The organism is Candidatus Methanoplasma termitum (assembly GCF_000800805.1).
GTDB classification, from domain to species: Archaea; Thermoplasmatota; Thermoplasmata; order Methanomassiliicoccales; family Methanomethylophilaceae; genus Methanoplasma; species Methanoplasma termitum.
The window spans coordinates 437,551-451,902 of the sequence record NZ_CP010070.1; the positions used below are offsets into that span (position 1 = coordinate 437,551).

At 48.2% G+C, this 14,352-nt stretch carries 15 protein-coding genes; 7 read left to right on the forward strand and 8 right to left on the reverse strand.

Translation table 11 applies throughout. The annotated features are described in order from the left end of the window. The 7 genes from Mpt1_RS02050 to Mpt1_RS02080 all read right to left on the reverse strand — a co-directional run bounded on the left by Mpt1_RS02050 (position 1) and on the right by Mpt1_RS02080 (position 7,011). Positions 1–1,413, reverse strand: coding sequence for an aminopeptidase (locus tag Mpt1_RS02050; RefSeq protein WP_048111634.1), 1,413 nt, complete (start codon positions 1,411–1,413; stop codon positions 1–3). Between the two features lie 101 nt (positions 1,414–1,514). Then, the gene (locus Mpt1_RS02055) at positions 1,515–1,973 is read right to left on the reverse strand and encodes a hypothetical protein (protein ID WP_048111635.1); all 459 of its coding nucleotides are present in this window, start codon (positions 1,971–1,973) and stop codon (positions 1,515–1,517) included. Between the two features lie 38 nt (positions 1,974–2,011). After that, complete coding sequence (locus tag Mpt1_RS02060) at positions 2,012–3,889, reverse strand: heavy metal translocating P-type ATPase (protein WP_202965156.1); 1,878 nt, start codon at positions 3,887–3,889, stop codon at positions 2,012–2,014. Beyond that, positions 3,886–4,107 (reverse strand): cation transporter, encoded by a 222-nt coding sequence (locus Mpt1_RS02065; protein WP_048113664.1) that lies wholly within the window; start codon positions 4,105–4,107, stop codon positions 3,886–3,888. The genes Mpt1_RS02060 and Mpt1_RS02065 overlap by 4 nt, the downstream gene beginning before the upstream one ends. Positions 4,108–4,109: 2 nt before the next feature. Next, positions 4,110–4,460 (reverse strand): ArsR/SmtB family transcription factor, encoded by a 351-nt coding sequence (locus tag Mpt1_RS02070; protein WP_048113666.1) that lies wholly within the window; start codon positions 4,458–4,460, stop codon positions 4,110–4,112. A gap of 234 nt (positions 4,461–4,694) precedes the next feature. After that, on the reverse strand, positions 4,695–6,230 hold the full coding sequence (locus Mpt1_RS02075) for a hypothetical protein (protein WP_148305799.1): 1,536 nt from the start codon (positions 6,228–6,230) through the stop codon (positions 4,695–4,697). Further along, the gene (locus tag Mpt1_RS02080) at positions 6,160–7,011 is read right to left on the reverse strand and encodes a hypothetical protein (RefSeq protein ID WP_148305800.1); all 852 of its coding nucleotides are present in this window, start codon (positions 7,009–7,011) and stop codon (positions 6,160–6,162) included. The genes Mpt1_RS02075 and Mpt1_RS02080 overlap by 71 nt, the downstream gene beginning before the upstream one ends. A 537-nt stretch (positions 7,012–7,548) precedes the next feature. Between Mpt1_RS02080 and Mpt1_RS02085 the strand changes: the two genes are divergently transcribed. Next, a complete protein-coding gene (locus tag Mpt1_RS02085) occupies positions 7,549–7,926 on the forward strand; it encodes a YegP family protein (RefSeq protein ID WP_048111641.1) in 378 nt (125 codons plus the stop codon). A gap of 45 nt (positions 7,927–7,971) precedes the next feature. Here the strand turns inward: Mpt1_RS02085 and Mpt1_RS02090 are convergent, their stop codons facing one another. Continuing rightward, entirely contained in the window at positions 7,972–9,300 is a 1,329-nt protein-coding gene (locus Mpt1_RS02090; RefSeq protein WP_048111643.1) for a cation:proton antiporter, read from the reverse strand. A 168-nt stretch (positions 9,301–9,468) separates the two neighbouring features. Between Mpt1_RS02090 and thsA the strand changes: the two genes are divergently transcribed. The 6 genes from thsA to Mpt1_RS02120 all read left to right on the forward strand — a co-directional run bounded on the left by thsA (position 9,469) and on the right by Mpt1_RS02120 (position 14,007). Then, positions 9,469–11,106: a thermosome subunit alpha gene (gene thsA / locus Mpt1_RS02095; protein WP_048111645.1), complete on the forward strand. Its 1,638-nt coding sequence runs from the start codon at positions 9,469–9,471 to the stop codon at positions 11,104–11,106. Between the two features lie 195 nt (positions 11,107–11,301). Beyond that, on the forward strand, positions 11,302–11,517 hold the full coding sequence (locus tag Mpt1_RS02100) for a hypothetical protein (RefSeq protein ID WP_048111647.1): 216 nt from the start codon (positions 11,302–11,304) through the stop codon (positions 11,515–11,517). Beyond that, positions 11,514–11,972 (forward strand): type II toxin-antitoxin system VapC family toxin, encoded by a 459-nt coding sequence (locus Mpt1_RS02105; protein WP_052399236.1) that lies wholly within the window; start codon positions 11,514–11,516, stop codon positions 11,970–11,972. The genes Mpt1_RS02100 and Mpt1_RS02105 overlap by 4 nt, the downstream gene beginning before the upstream one ends. After that, positions 11,973–12,218: a hypothetical protein gene (locus Mpt1_RS02110; protein ID WP_048111649.1), complete on the forward strand. Its 246-nt coding sequence runs from the start codon at positions 11,973–11,975 to the stop codon at positions 12,216–12,218. It begins immediately after the preceding gene. A gap of 142 nt (positions 12,219–12,360) precedes the next feature. Then, a complete protein-coding gene (locus tag Mpt1_RS02115; protein ID WP_048111650.1) occupies positions 12,361–13,158 on the forward strand; it encodes a recombinase family protein in 798 nt (265 codons plus the stop codon). 9 nt (positions 13,159–13,167) lie between these two features. Continuing rightward, positions 13,168–14,007, forward strand: coding sequence for a recombinase family protein (locus tag Mpt1_RS02120; RefSeq protein WP_048111653.1), 840 nt, complete (start codon positions 13,168–13,170; stop codon positions 14,005–14,007). Positions 14,008–14,352 lie beyond the last annotated feature (345 nt).

The window sequence follows — 14,352 nt, forward strand, 5'->3', positions numbered from 1 at the left end:
TCACTTCTTCTCAAGTTTGCTGTTGTAGAAAGCAAGTATGGCTTTGTACAAAAGATACACATCGGTCTTGGATGCGATCTCGAACGGAGAGTGCATCGACAGCACGGGCACGCCGATATCTACTGTATCCAGATTGTGGACTGATATGTCTGCGGCGATGGTCCCTCCGCCTCCGATATCCACCTTCCCCAACTCTCCCACCTGCCACGGGATCCCATTCTCATCCAATATCTTCCTCAGGAATCCCATCGTCTCTGCGGAAGCGTCGTTCGTGGAGTATTTTCCTCTGCTTCCGGTGTATTTCGATACCACCGGCCCGCGGTTGAGGAACGAGCAGTTCGTCTTCTCAAACACATCTCCGAACGCCGGGTCTATGGCCGCATTGACATCGCATGAGAGGCAGAATGACTTTTTAAGCACATGGCGGACCTGCAGTCCGTATGCAGAAACAAAATCCTCTATGAAATCCCTGAAGAAGAAGGACCGCATTCCCGACGGCCCGTCGGATCCGGTCTCTTCCTTGTCTGCGAAGACAGTAATCGTTGTGAACTCCGGCTCTTTGCAATCGATCTCGGCCATGAAGTTGGCGAACGCGCATGAACTGTCATCCTGTCCGTATGCTCCGACCATTGATCTGTCGAGTCCCACATCCTGCGGTTTGAACGCGGGTACCGCACACAACTCTGCGGAAAGGAAATCTTTCTCCACGATCCCGTATTTCTCATTGAGCAGATTCATTATGTTCAGTTTCACTTTGCCTACGACCTTCTCATCTCCGAAAGGCCAGCACCCGACGAGTATGTTTAGCTGCTCCCCTTCGATTATTTCGGGGGCCGGCTTCTTCATCTGATTCTGGGCAAGGTGCGGTAGCAGATCGGTGACGCAGAACGATGGGTCGCCCTCATCCTCTCCGATCTTGATCTTCACTGTCTTGCCGTTCGTAAGCGTTACGACTCCATGCAAGGACAACGGAATGGCGGCCCATTGGTATTTCTTGATACCGCCGTAGTAGTGTGTCTTGAAATAAGCCATGTCGGTGTCTTCGAACAATGGGTTCGGTTTGAAATCCAGCCTGGGGCTGTCTATATGGCTCACACCGATCCTGAGGCCCTCGGATATAGGTCTCTTTCCGACTGTCACCATTATGAGGGATTTGTCCCTGTTGTTCATGTAGAATTTGTTGCCGGGAGTGTATTTCTTTCCCATCTGGAATTCTTTGTAGCCTTTCTTTTTCAGGATCGGTATTGTGTAATCCACAACTTCCCTTTCCGTTTTTTGGCACAGGAATTTTTTATAATCTTCACAGAACTCAATGGCTTTGTCAAGCAGAGACCCATCGGTCTCCCCAAGGTTCTTCGGTTTCATCAGAAGTCTTTCTGCCAGTTTCTGTCCTTCGCTTTTTTTATCTGCCATGACCCTTAATTATTGGCTGATTACTTGATTGTTGTGTATGTAAAAAGAAAAAGATTATGCCCCACACTATGGGCTCAAATCACCGCAGGGCACAAAAAGGATCAGACATACAGACGCACAGTATATTTGCCATCAGCGTAAGTGGTTATTGTTTTACTATCCTGTACCTGACTGCTCCCCTTTAGAGTAACGCTTACGCTCATACTCTTACCTGTTGTTGATGAGGTGTATTTGTAATCATTAACGTTATGGAATGTGGAGCCAGGTGTAATATTGTTGTAGGTCATGTAAAATTTCCCATCGATATATACATCAGCGCTGACGGTCATTGAACGTGTGGAAGTTATTTCTATCTGAATGAGGGCGGGATGCTCTGCGTTATATTCTAGATCGTATAGTTCTTTGAGCTTATCGAGTTGAGAAGGATCTATTGCATGAGGGTCGAAAGTACTCACGGTGTGATGAGCAGTCGCTTTGCCGAACATAGCAATGCATGTTGCCGCAATCACGATGACTGTTAATACCCACCGATATGATTTTTTTGGAGATTCTTCTGCCATAATCCTATAGGGGGGGGGGAATTTATACATTACTCTCGTTATTTTTTTTGTAATTCAAGATCCTTCAGTTGAGACCTATATTTCGATATCCTTAACATGCGGATCGAGTTCAATATCGCAATGACCGCGACACCCACATCGGCAAACACAGCTTCGACCAGAGTTATATGACCCAATGCGCCCAACGCCAGGAACAATACCTTGACGCTTAATGCGAAAACAATATTCTGGAAAGCAATGGATCTGGTCTTTTTTGATATCTTGATCGCGATCGGGACCTTAGATGGCATATCGTCCATGATGACGATATCCGCCGCTTCAATCGCCGCATCTGATCCCATAGCCCCCATGGCTATACCCACATCCGATCGCGCAAGCGAAGGCGAATCGTTAATACCGTCGCCGACAAATGCGACCGATCTGCCTTCCGAGAGCAGCCTTTCGACTATCGATATCTTATCGCCGGGAAGAAGATCCGCGTATACATCATCTATCCCTATCGATTCGCCGACATGTTCTCCGACTATCTCGATATCTCCCGTGAGCATTGCGATATTCTTTATGCCGGCATCCTTCAGCATCGAAACGGCCTGTAAGGAATCATGCCTGATGCGGTCGGTTATCACGATGCATCCTCTGTAAACGCCGTCCACTCCGACGTATATCACCGTTCCGAAAATATCCGGTCTTTCAAAAACGATGTTTTCGGCAGACATTAAAGACTCGTTCCCGAGGAGAACATTGCGCCCGCCCACCGATGCCTTTACTCCCTTCCCTCCGATCTCTTCCACCGAACCGACGATCGAACCGTCTATTTCTCCGCTGTATGTGTTTTTTATACTGACGGCCACAGGGTGGTTCGAGTGGAACTCGGCATGGGCAGCGATCCTAAGCAGCTCCTCTTCCGAAATATCGTCGGGAATGATACTTTCAACATCAAAAGTTCCTTCCGTGAGCGTTCCGGTCTTGTCGAAGACCACGGTGTCAACTTTGGAAAGAGCATCCAGGTAATTGCCGCCTTTGATCAATATGCCCAGACGCGACGCCCCTCCGATGCCTCCGAAGAACGCAAGCGGTATCGAGATGACCAACGCGCACGGGCAGGAGATCACCAGGAATGTGAGCGCCCTGTATATCCAGATGTCGAACGCTTCGCTTAGGATGATCGGGGGAAGAAAAGCAAGCAAAAGAGCGCCGAGGACGACGAGCGGAGTGTAATATCTTGCGAATTTTGTCACAAAATTCTCGGACTTGGATTTTGCTTCGTATGCGTTCTCGATCATGTCGATTATTCTGGATGCGGTCGAGTCGGCGTACAGGGACGTTACCCGCACTGTCAGTACGCCGTTGACCGAAATACATCCGCTCAACACTGTATCTCCGACCGTTGCTTTTCTGGGAACGGATTCTCCGGTTATCGAGGAGGTATCGATCATTGACGAACCTTCTGTGATTATGCCGTCCAAAGGCACTCTTTCGCCTGGCCTGATAACAATAAGGTCATCGATCATCACCTTTTCGGGCTCAGATCCGACGATCTCTCCGTCTTTAAGGAGATTCACGCTTTCCGGAAGCAGGTCTGTCAGAGACGATATCGATCTTCTCGAACGGTCGACGGCATAGTCCTCGAACAATTCTCCGACCTGATAGAAAAGGAGTATAGCAATGCCTTCCGGGGCTTGTCCTACGGCAAAAGCACCGATCGATGCCACGGTCATAAGGAAATTCTCATCGAAAGGCTGCCGATTCCATATCGCTTTCAAAAATCGGATGAACACGGGGTATCCGGCTATGACGTAAGATGCAAGGAATACGATCAGATTCACATTATACTCAAAACCGGAGAATATCCCGATCACAAGCAATATCCCCGAGACGATCACCCTTACAATCGTGGTCGCTCCGAACAAGGTCACACCTTTCTCATCCTTACATCCGGTTCGATCTTTCTGATCATTTTTTCAGCTTCCGCTTCGATCGACTTTATTTTCGTTTCGTCCGCTTCGATCGTCATCCTCGTTGTCATGAAAACGATGCTTGCGGACGATACGCCGTCTATTTTACTGATCGCTCTTTCCATTTTTGCTGCACATGCGGCGCAGCCGAGGTTCTCAAGACGGTAAGTGAATTTCATTATCATTCCTCCATATGCTCCAGTAATACGTCCAGCAGGATCTTCACATGGTGGTCATCCAGTGAATAATAGATGTTCCTGCCTTCTCTTCTCGCCTTGACCAAATGCGCCTGCCTGAGTGTCTTAAGCTGATGTGAGACGGCGGACACGGACATACCGAGAAGTTCTGATATACAGCAAACGCAGACCTCTCCGCCGCCGATTGCCCACAGGATCTTAATCCTCGTCGGGTCGGAAACGACCTTAAAAAGCTCGGAAAGCTCTTTTGCGGTCTTTTCATCCGGAACATGACTCTGTCCTCTCTTTACAAGCGCGTCATGTTCCTCTCCGAGATGTTCTTTGTGTGCTGTCATGATATTCACATTACTTGAACAGTTGAACAACCATTCAAATATATTTATGTGATATAATACTTCCCATAATCCGAAAGTCGAAATATTTTATGCGATTGGTCCTTAATCGTACACAGTGTGCATCTATGAAAATAATGCGTTGCTTCCAGGTTCTATGAAAAAGTCGCACTTTTTAGTAAAGGAAAGGAGAAAAGGAAAAATTGTAAAAGGTTTTTTTAGGTTTGTTCGAATAGCTCAGCGCGGTTCTATCGTCACGTCGCCGGTGATCTCTTCTTTGGGTATTACGAAGCTGCCGTCGGCGTTGGGGAGTATCGTCTTCCAGACAACATCCTCTTTGTCGCCGATGCGGTAGACGATCGTTCCGGAGTATCCTTCGACCTTGAAGCGGTACTCGCTCTTCCTGTGCACCCTGTCAGCACCTGCGATGTTCAATGATTCGTTCTTGAGAACGTCATAGTATCTTCTGTAGAACAGAAAGAACCATAGCAGGATGCCTGCGATTATGAGCAGGACGACGATACCGAGTACATACCACCCGATGCCGCTGTCGCTGGCGGCTGTGCCGCCGGAACCGATCTCGAAGTAGAGGGTTAGGTGCGTGTTGCCTGTGACGCTGTCGAAATGGAGGTTCGGCTCGGCCGTGACCTCATCGGGATGAGCCTCTGTGCTGACCTTCCACGTGCTGAAGGTGTAACCGTCTTCGGGCACCGGCACCACGAACAGTTCCGTGCCGTAGGCGAGGATGACCGGCGAGGTGTAATCCAGGAAGGACAGACCGTCCGTGCTGTATTTCGCATATCCTTTCCCTTCCGTTATGTCTATCGTCAGAGTGACCGATGCAGCGACCGAACTCTTAACGTCGATGATGTGGTTCATCATCACATTCGTGAAGGTATAGCTTCCAGAATCGATCTGCTCCTGCGTCAAGAGTCTGCCGTCCACCGTTACCGACGATACTACATATCCGTCGGCTGCGGAGAAGTGGAACGTTTGGTCATTGAACCTCTGCACGGTTACAACTCCGCTCGGCGTTATCGTCGAGTTGCTGTCGGAGCTTGCGTTTATGTAATTGTTCTTTACGCCGGGAGCGATGGGATCGAGACCTTTGTACTTTACGACCATCCCATCAAAATAACCGTGCCCCTCAACGCCTTCCCAGTTGCCGGTGCCGAAGGAATCCTCATACGAATACCCTGCCGCGACTAATCCTCCGTCCGAGATTACCGTGACAGCATAGAAGTACTCATAGCTCCCCCCGCCGAAGTTCGTCAGCCATTCCACCGTGCCGCTGCCGTCACACTTTATGATGGTCGCATCATAATCGCCGTACCCTGTAACGTCTACCCAGTCGCCGGTGCCGAAGCTATCCTCGCTTGAATACCCTACCACAATGAATCCTCCGTCCGAGGTAGCAGCGATACTATTGAAGCCTTCGTCGCCCACCCCGCCGAAGTTCTTTGCCCATTCCAAAGCACCATTTTTGTCATATTTTACGGCGATCGAATCATATGAACCGTATCCAGGAACGCCGTCCCAGCTGCCGGTGCCGAAGGAACCCTCATAGGAAAGCCCTGCCGCAATGAATCCTCCGTCCGAGGTAGCTGCTACACTGCGGAATCTATCATAGTCCGCCCCGCCGAAGTTCTTTGCCCATTTCACCGTACCGCTGCCGTCAAACCTAACGACTATCGCATCACCATTACCATACCCCGCAACGCCATCCCACGCTGCCGGTGCCGAAGCTATCCTCGCTTGAATACCCTGCCGCAATGAATCCTCCGTCCGAGGTAGCTGCGACACAACTGAAGTCATCATCGCCCTCCCCGCCGAAGTTCTTTGCCCATTTCACCGTACCGTTGCTGTCGTACTTTACGGCGATCGCATCACTATAACCATACCCCGCAACGCCATCCCAGCTGCCGATGCCGAAAGAATCCACATAAGAATACCCTATCGCAACGAATCCTCCGTCCGAGGTAGCTGCGACACCGTAGAATACATCATCGCCCTCCCCGCCGAAGTTCCTTATCCATTTAACCATACCGTTGCTGTCGTACTTTACGGCGATCGCATCATATGAACCGTACCCCTCAACGTCTTCCAAACTGCCGGTGCCGAAAGAATCCACATAAGAATACCCTACCGCGATGACTCCCCCGTCTGAGGTAGCTGTGACACTGTAGAAAATATCATTGCCCTCCCCGCCGAATGTCCTCACCCATTTAACCATACCGTTGCTGTCGTACTTTACGGCGAGAGCATCTACCCCGCCGTACCCAGCAATGCCTCCCAAGTCGCCGGTGCCGAAGGAATACTCCTGAGCATACCCTACCGCAACGAATCCTCCGTCCGAGGTAGCTGCGACACCTTTGAACGTATCGCTGTCCGCCCCGCCGAAGTTGCTCTTGCTTAAGACAACAGTCCCTCCGCCGGATGCCCCGGCCGCGGAACTCTCCGTAACTTGTACGGCGGCGATCACTGTCATAAGCAGCGCCGCTGCCAAAAGCACGGCAACCACGCTTCTTTTTTTATCTAAACCAATAATGGTCATACTTTTCTCCCCCCTGATAATGCAAGTTAAGAAAGCATCTCTTTCCATCCCAGCATTCCTGGTATATATAATGCACTCGTATATAATCTTATCTATCCATCGGTAGGGTACAGAATAAGGCGGAATATTGAGTGCACATTCTCCGATTTCAAGCGTATGCTGTCGTAAACCCTCAGGGCAATGGAAATAGGTATGATGGCTGCGGAACCCCACTGGAAGGTACTGACTTTCGATCAATAAAAATCAGTAATGAAAGGGCTTTCAGGTACGGCCTGATTATCCGAACACAGCATTACATAGTATCAGATGTGCGATTCGATTTTCTGAACAAACATTAGACGAAATATATTTTCCATCACCGGCGACCGTTGTCGAAGTGCACTCGGTTGCAGGCCGCCGATAAGGCTTCTGACCCCCTTTCCGACTACAAGCAATATGGAAAAGCATGATTTTTATGGTATTTTATATATAAATTTCTTTAAAAGAAGCGGTAACCTATAAAAAAGACTAACACCATGACATCATACAGGTAACAACATGGGCAAATTTGTCGTTAAACCAGCAAGCGAGGGAATGACCTTCAATCTGTTCGCAAATAACGGACAGGTAATATGCAGGGCATCGCAAGTATATGCGAGCGAGGCCACGTGCATGAACGGAGTGGAAAGCGTAAGAAAAAACTGCAAGTCCAAAGTAGAGGATCAAACCGTTGCGGACTATGCAAAGCTTAAAAACCCGAAATACGAGATATTCATGGACAAGAACGGAGAAAAATACTACTTCCGCCTTAAAGCGATGAACGGAGAGATCATTGCCGTGTCCCAGGGCTATGCGGGCAAGGATTCGTGCAAGAACGGCATAGAGAGCGTCGGGAAAAATGCCCCTGACGCAACAGTCGTCAAAGAAGACGAATAAACCAAAAAGCAGGGTTCATCGCCCTGCATTCATATTTTTTAAAGATCACTGATTCGCTTCCTCATCTGTCAGCAGTTTCTCGATCGCTACCGTACGGTTCTTTTCCATCCTCTTATATGCATGGGTCATCAGCGGAGGCGCCAATATCGATGTGACCAGTGCCATGAGGATTATGGAAGTGAACATATCGTAAGTGAACACAGCCGTACTGAGGCCGATCGTGGCAACGATGATGCCGACCTCCCCTCTCGGAATGAAACTCACCCCTATCAGATGGGCCGAGTCGTTGGGGAGTTTTCCCATCTTGCTTCCGATATATCCCGCCACATATTTGGTGGCTATAGCCACGGCCATTATCAAGCTGAATAAAGGCAGGATGCCCGGATCTATCCTATCCATCTGCAGCTCCATCCCGACCCAGATGAAGAAGAATGGGAGCATGAAGTATGTGATTATGTTGAAATTATGTTCGCATGGGATCGTGAGCTTGAACTCTGCGAATATCATTCCCGCGAAGAACGCCCCGATGATTGCCGCCAGACCGATGTTGACCGCAACTGCGGACAAACCGAAACATACCATTATAGCAAGGCCGACGGAACTCAGCTCACCCATGGGCCCCGGCTCCTCGCATGCGCATGCAGGCGAATTCGAATCGTCAACCCTTTCTCTCACAGCGGACCTCTGATGTCTTTTCCTTCTTCTGGAAGAAACCCTTTTTACTCTGGATATAAAGACGAACATGAAGATCACGAACGCTGCCACGATGGCGGCGTTGATGATTATCGTCGTAGTGTTCGCATTTGGTTTGATCGCCCCTATTATGACTCCGAGCAGAGCAAGACAGAGGATATCGTCAATAATGGTGGCGCTTACGATGAGTTTCGCCTCGTGCGTATTCATTGCTTCCATATTCCTCAGACATTCCACACCCACCGCCGTACTCGTACCGAACAGCGCCGCACCGATGAGCAATGCGGCGTTGAAGTCGATGCTGTCCTTGAGTATGAACAGCATTCCTCCCACGAAAGGTATCGCTATGCCGAACACGGCGATGTAAGACGCTGTTTTTCCGACCTTCATCATATCGCTGAATTTTGTTTCGAGGCCGACTGCGAACAAAAGGAAAACGATGCCCAATTCTCCCATTATATGAAAGAAGTTCTCGGTCGTATCCGAATTGAACCCTTCGATACTGAACTTCATAAGGGTTGAGAACTCGGGTACGAAGATTATCATGTTGATGAACACCGCTCCGGCGAGGATCTCTCCGATGAGTTTCGGCAGCTTGACCCTTTCAAAAAGACTCCCCAGGATCTTAGAAAGAAGCAGTAAAACGAATATCTGCAGTATGATTGCCGGGATGTCCTCCATGGTAGGTTCGAATAGGTATGGCACTTTACTGCTTTTATTGTTTTCATTAGCTGGAAAGATATATGCCCCTCGGAAGATATGTCCCATCAGTACTGAACACGTACCTTGCAGAAGAATGTTAATATAGAAGAACAAAATTACCAATACCAAATAAAGGAGAAAAATCCTATGTATGCGAATGGAAACCAACCCATCATCGTGCTGAAAGAGGGCACGGAGAGAACCAAGGACAAAGAGGCCCAGTTCAATAACATCGCAGCCGCAAAGGCTGTGGGCGACGCCGTAAGGTCCACACTCGGTCCGAAAGGAATGGACAAAATGCTCGTGAACACCATCGGCGATGTCGTGATCACGAACGACGGAGTAACGATCCTTAAGGAGATCGAAGTACAGCACCCGGCGGCAAAGATGGTCGTAGAGGTTGCAAAGACACAGGACAACGAGTGCGGGGACGGAACGACCACCGCAGTCGTGCTCGCAGGAGAACTTCTCAAACAGTCGGAAGAACTCATCAACGCAAAGATCCACCCCACTGTTATCACCAACGGATACAGGATGGCGGCGGAGAAAGCGACCGAGATCATGAATGATATCGCAGTCGATGCGACCAAGGACGACGTCCTCAAAAAGGTCGCAGTCACCTCGCTGACAGGCAAATCGGTAGGCGAAGAGTACGAAAAGCTCGCAGAAATGATCGTGAAAGCGGTGAAAGCGGTCGCTGAAGACGGAAAGGTCGACACAGACAACGTCCGCGTAGAGAAGAAGATAGGCGGAGTCATCGGCGACACATACCTTGTTGAGGGTGTTGTCGTCGACAAAGAGGCTGTGCACTCACGCATGCCTAAGACAGTGTCCAACGCAAAGATCGCACTTTTTGCCGCTTCATTGGAAGTAAAGAAAACAGAGTTCGATGCGCAGATACAGATCACTGACCCCGCCTCGATGTCGAAATTCCTCAACGAGGAAGAGAACGCAATGAAAGCTCTTGTCGACAAGATCAAAGAGGTCGGAGCAAATGTTGTGTTCTCCTCAAAAGGCGTAGATGAGCTTGTGCAGCACTACCTCGCAAAAGCCGGAATACTCGGATACAGAAGGCTCAAACAGAGCGATCTCGATGCGATCGCGAAAGCTACAGGCGGAACAGTCGTCGGCAGCGTCATGGAGATAACCAAGAAAGACCTCGGAACAGCCGGTCTCGTCGAAGAGAAGATGGTCGGAGAGGACGGAATGGCGTTCATCACCAAATGCAAGAACCCCAAGGCAGTAACGATCTTCCTGCGCGGAGGGACCGAGCACGTCCTGGAAGAGGTCGAGAGAGCGGTACACGATGCGATACGCACGGTCGGCATAACATATGAGGACAAGAAGGTCGTCGCGGGCGGAGGCGCCCCCGAGATCGAGCTTTGCCTCAGGCTTTCCGAGTACGCGTCCACAGTCGGCGGCAGGGAACAGCTCGCAATAGAGAAGTTCGCAAAGGCCATGGAGATCATACCCTGGACGCTTGCGGAGAACTCGGGATTGGATTCGATCGACAGCATCATCAAACTCAAGAACGCCCACGAGAAAAAGAAGGACGGAAAGTATTACGGCATCGATCTCTCCACGGGAGATGCGGTCGATATGCTGAAACTGAACGTCGTAGAACCCCTCAGGGTCAAGACGCAGGCGATAAGCGCAGCTGCTGAAGTGGCGAACATGGTCCTCAGGATCGACGATGTCATCGCCGCGCGCAGGAACACAGCACCGCCGCAGATGCCTGGCGGACCTGGCGGACCTGGCGGCGGAATGCCTCCGGGCATGATGTAAAACTAAACTTTCGGGGGGAATACCCTCCTTCCTTTATTCCCTTTTACAAAGATAAGCATAGGATTTTTCGGTCCAGTTAATGAGGATAGCGGTCACTTCTAACTTCTTTTGACACGTGTCCGCTATTCCATTTTTCTGCCTAACAATTTCGAAGGAAATTATTTATAGAAATAGTACGATATTATTCCGATAAATATGCTCGTTACTGCTACGGAATTCAGAACGAATGTCGGAAAATACCTTGACCTAATGGTAAAAGAAGACGTCTTCATAATGAAATATGGAAAGTTTGCCGGAGTTTTATCTGCAGATAAACAGTCAAAAAAGAGGGTTCTTGAAGCATATGCCGGATCATATAAACACGAAGGGGATCTTGAAGACCTTCTTAAAAAAAGGTTGGATGAACTTTGAAAGCACTCATAGACACAAATGTTTTGATAGATGTAGTGCAGATGAGAGAGCCGTTCTATAAGGATTCAAAAAAAATTTTTCAGATGGCGATCGACGAAACGATCGAGGGTTATGTTTCCGTGCAATCACTAAGGGATGTCTTTTATGTGTGCAAAGAAAAATACAAGAGCAAAGACCCGTTCTTACCAATCGAACAATTGGCATACTTGTTCAACATTATTGATGTTACATCAGAGGATTCAATATCTGCGTTAATGTCCGGTCAAGAGGACTATGAGGACGCTTTACTAATTTTTTCCGCAGAGAGAAACGATTTAGATGCGATCATTACGAGAAACACAAAAGATTTCTATGACACGGATCTTTTTGTAATAGATCCTTCTGAAATAGACAAAATTTTTGAGCCGGGTATCAGGTCCGGAAAATCAGTGGTTGACTTAAAGTGTGGTGATTAAATGAAAGTATGGGAAGAAGAGTTAGCTGCCAATTTTGAACAATGTGTGGCAATGTCTCTGTTAGAGGATCTCATTATCATGAGAAAATGCAAAGCCATCGGGGTACTTTCTGCATCTGATTATTTAAAGAATGAAGTCAAGAAAATAGCAGAACTTGCTGATGCTGAATTTAAAAACGGCCAAACATCAGAAAAGCCGGCATTAGATATGTTAAAGGATCTTTTGAGTATAGATGAATGCGATTGAAAATGAACAATTTTGAAAAGGGATTTCTTCGCAAAAGGCAAGTCTTTATAATTAATGTTGGTAAAGGTACAACATTTATCAATTTCACTCAACTCTAACCTTTTTATATCTCTCATTAGATGGTGTATAAGGATGGGGATCCATGCGGGCAGCACTCTACGTCAGAGTGTCGACGGAAGACCAAGCAAAAGAAGGGTTCTCCCTCGATGCACAGACAAAAAGACTGGAAGCCTACTGCAGGCTTAAAGGGTATGAGATATCCGACATCTACAGGGATGAAGGGTGTTCCGGAAGGAACACCGAGCGTCCGGAATACAAGAGGATGATGGAAGACCAAGACAACTGGGACGTCCTCGTTGTGCTGAAGATGGACAGGATACACCGTAACAGTGTGAACTTTACACTGATGATGGACGATCTCCGCAAGAACAAGAAAGAGTTCTGCTCCACTCAGGAGAAGATCGACACCGGTACCGCTATGGGCAGATTCGCTATGGACATGATGCAGAGGATCGCCCAGCTCGAAAGCGAACAGATCGGGGAAAGAGTAAAGATCGGAATGGCCAGAAAGGCCGAGTCCGGAGAAGGGTACATGGGCTCCGGACATCCTTACGGTTATGTTTACGAAAGGGGCTCTTTGGTGGTCATTGAGAACGAAGCCAGGGTCGTAAGGGACATCTACTCCATGCATCAGCGGGGAATGTCCCTGAGGGCCATTGCGGACGCATTGAACCATTCATACATCTTATCTAAAAAAGGCGGAAGATGGACCCACCAATCGATCTCGAAGATCGTTCACAACCCGCTCTATGCGGGCTATGTCAGATGGACATACTTCGATGAGCACACACAGAAAACAAGATGCATTATCCGCACCGGAGACCACGCCGCGATAGTGAACAAAGGTGTTTTTGAATCGATCAACGGCCCAATCGAATGAGGTCCTCTCATGAAAGCGGCAGTTTATTTGAGAGTATCAACAGAAGAACAGTCGATGGAAGGATACTCGCTGGATGCTCAGAGGTCGATACTTTTGGATTATTGTCTGTCGGAAGGGTGGGAAGTCTTCGACATCTATACGGATGACGGGTATTCGGGGAGAAGCATAAAGAGGCCCGAATACACAAGGATGTTCAACGAGTTAGAAAAATGGGATGTACTGTTGGTCCTGAAGATCGACCGTATACACAGGAACATCCGCAATTTCATGAATATGATGGACGATCTGAACAAGAAGGATAAGAAATTCGCTTCTGCGATGGACTCTCTGGACACCACAAATGCATTGGGCAGATTCGTTGTAAACGTTATACAGATGATAGCTCAGCTGGAAAGCGAGCAGATCGGTGAAAGAACGTACTTTGGAATGGAAGAGAAAGCGAGATCGATGGTCAACACCGAAAAAGAGAGCCGGACGATGGGGTTCAATGCCCCATACGGGTACGGTCTTGACAAAGGCGTTCTGATATCTGTGCCTGAGGAATTGGCCGTCGTGAGGAGTATTTTCAAAGAATATTTGGACGGATCAACAATGGACAGCATTGCGTACAGATTGAACAACGCCGACCAATTGACGAAAAATGGCAATCCATGGAACATTTTCAACATCAGGACCGTTCTCCACAATCCCATTTATGCCGGGTATATGAGATGGGATAAGGTGCTGGTAAGGCACTTTGCGCAGGAGGCTGTGTCGGCTGATGAGTTCAACCGTGTTCAGGACATGATTTCCTCTAAGATCAGGGATCCTAAGAAGAGAAAAGACAGAAAAATCCCAGAAGAATTATGACACGACTATGACGGCTCTGGTGAAACCCTGCTGAACAATAGTTCGTATGTGAATATTTCCACATGACCTCGGTTCGAGTCCGAAGCATCAAGGTCTGATTACTTTTGTTAATTTGCATGATGCAATAATGGATTTCATTAGAGTTTCTCCCTTTTCGGCTTTGCCAATGACAAATACAATTATTCTACTTGTTTAGAAACAACTGCAAGCAACATGGATTTTAATAGTATATATAACAGACTGGTATTCTATACTATTATTGTAGATTGACCATTTTTATATAGTTTTCAAACTAACGTTATTGCCATAATGGGGGGCTGATAAAAAAGTCAATGAGGGAATAAG

Coding starts and splice junctions, on each gene's coding strand:
- Mpt1_RS02050 (WP_048111634.1), bottom strand. CDS start 1,413: ATGGCAGATAAAAAAAGCGAAGGACAGAAACTGGCAGAAAGACTTCTG.
- Mpt1_RS02055 (WP_048111635.1), bottom strand. CDS start 1,973: ATGGCAGAAGAATCTCCAAAAAAATCATATCGGTGGGTATTAACAGTC.
- Mpt1_RS02065 (WP_048113664.1), bottom strand. CDS start 4,107: ATGAAATTCACTTACCGTCTTGAGAACCTCGGCTGCGCCGCATGTGCA.
- Mpt1_RS02070 (WP_048113666.1), bottom strand. CDS start 4,460: ATGACAGCACACAAAGAACATCTCGGAGAGGAACATGACGCGCTTGTA.
- Mpt1_RS02080 (WP_148305800.1), bottom strand. CDS start 7,011: ATGACCATTATTGGTTTAGATAAAAAAAGAAGCGTGGTTGCCGTGCTT.
- Mpt1_RS02085 (WP_048111641.1), top strand. CDS start 7,549: ATGGGCAAATTTGTCGTTAAACCAGCAAGCGAGGGAATGACCTTCAAT.
- Mpt1_RS02090 (WP_048111643.1), bottom strand. CDS start 9,300: ATGGAGGACATCCCGGCAATCATACTGCAGATATTCGTTTTACTGCTT.
- thsA (WP_048111645.1), top strand. CDS start 9,469: ATGTATGCGAATGGAAACCAACCCATCATCGTGCTGAAAGAGGGCACG.
- Mpt1_RS02100 (WP_048111647.1), top strand. CDS start 11,302: ATGCTCGTTACTGCTACGGAATTCAGAACGAATGTCGGAAAATACCTT.
- Mpt1_RS02110 (WP_048111649.1), top strand. CDS start 11,973: ATGAAAGTATGGGAAGAAGAGTTAGCTGCCAATTTTGAACAATGTGTG.
- Mpt1_RS02115 (WP_048111650.1), top strand. CDS start 12,361: ATGCGGGCAGCACTCTACGTCAGAGTGTCGACGGAAGACCAAGCAAAA.
- Mpt1_RS02120 (WP_048111653.1), top strand. CDS start 13,168: ATGAAAGCGGCAGTTTATTTGAGAGTATCAACAGAAGAACAGTCGATG.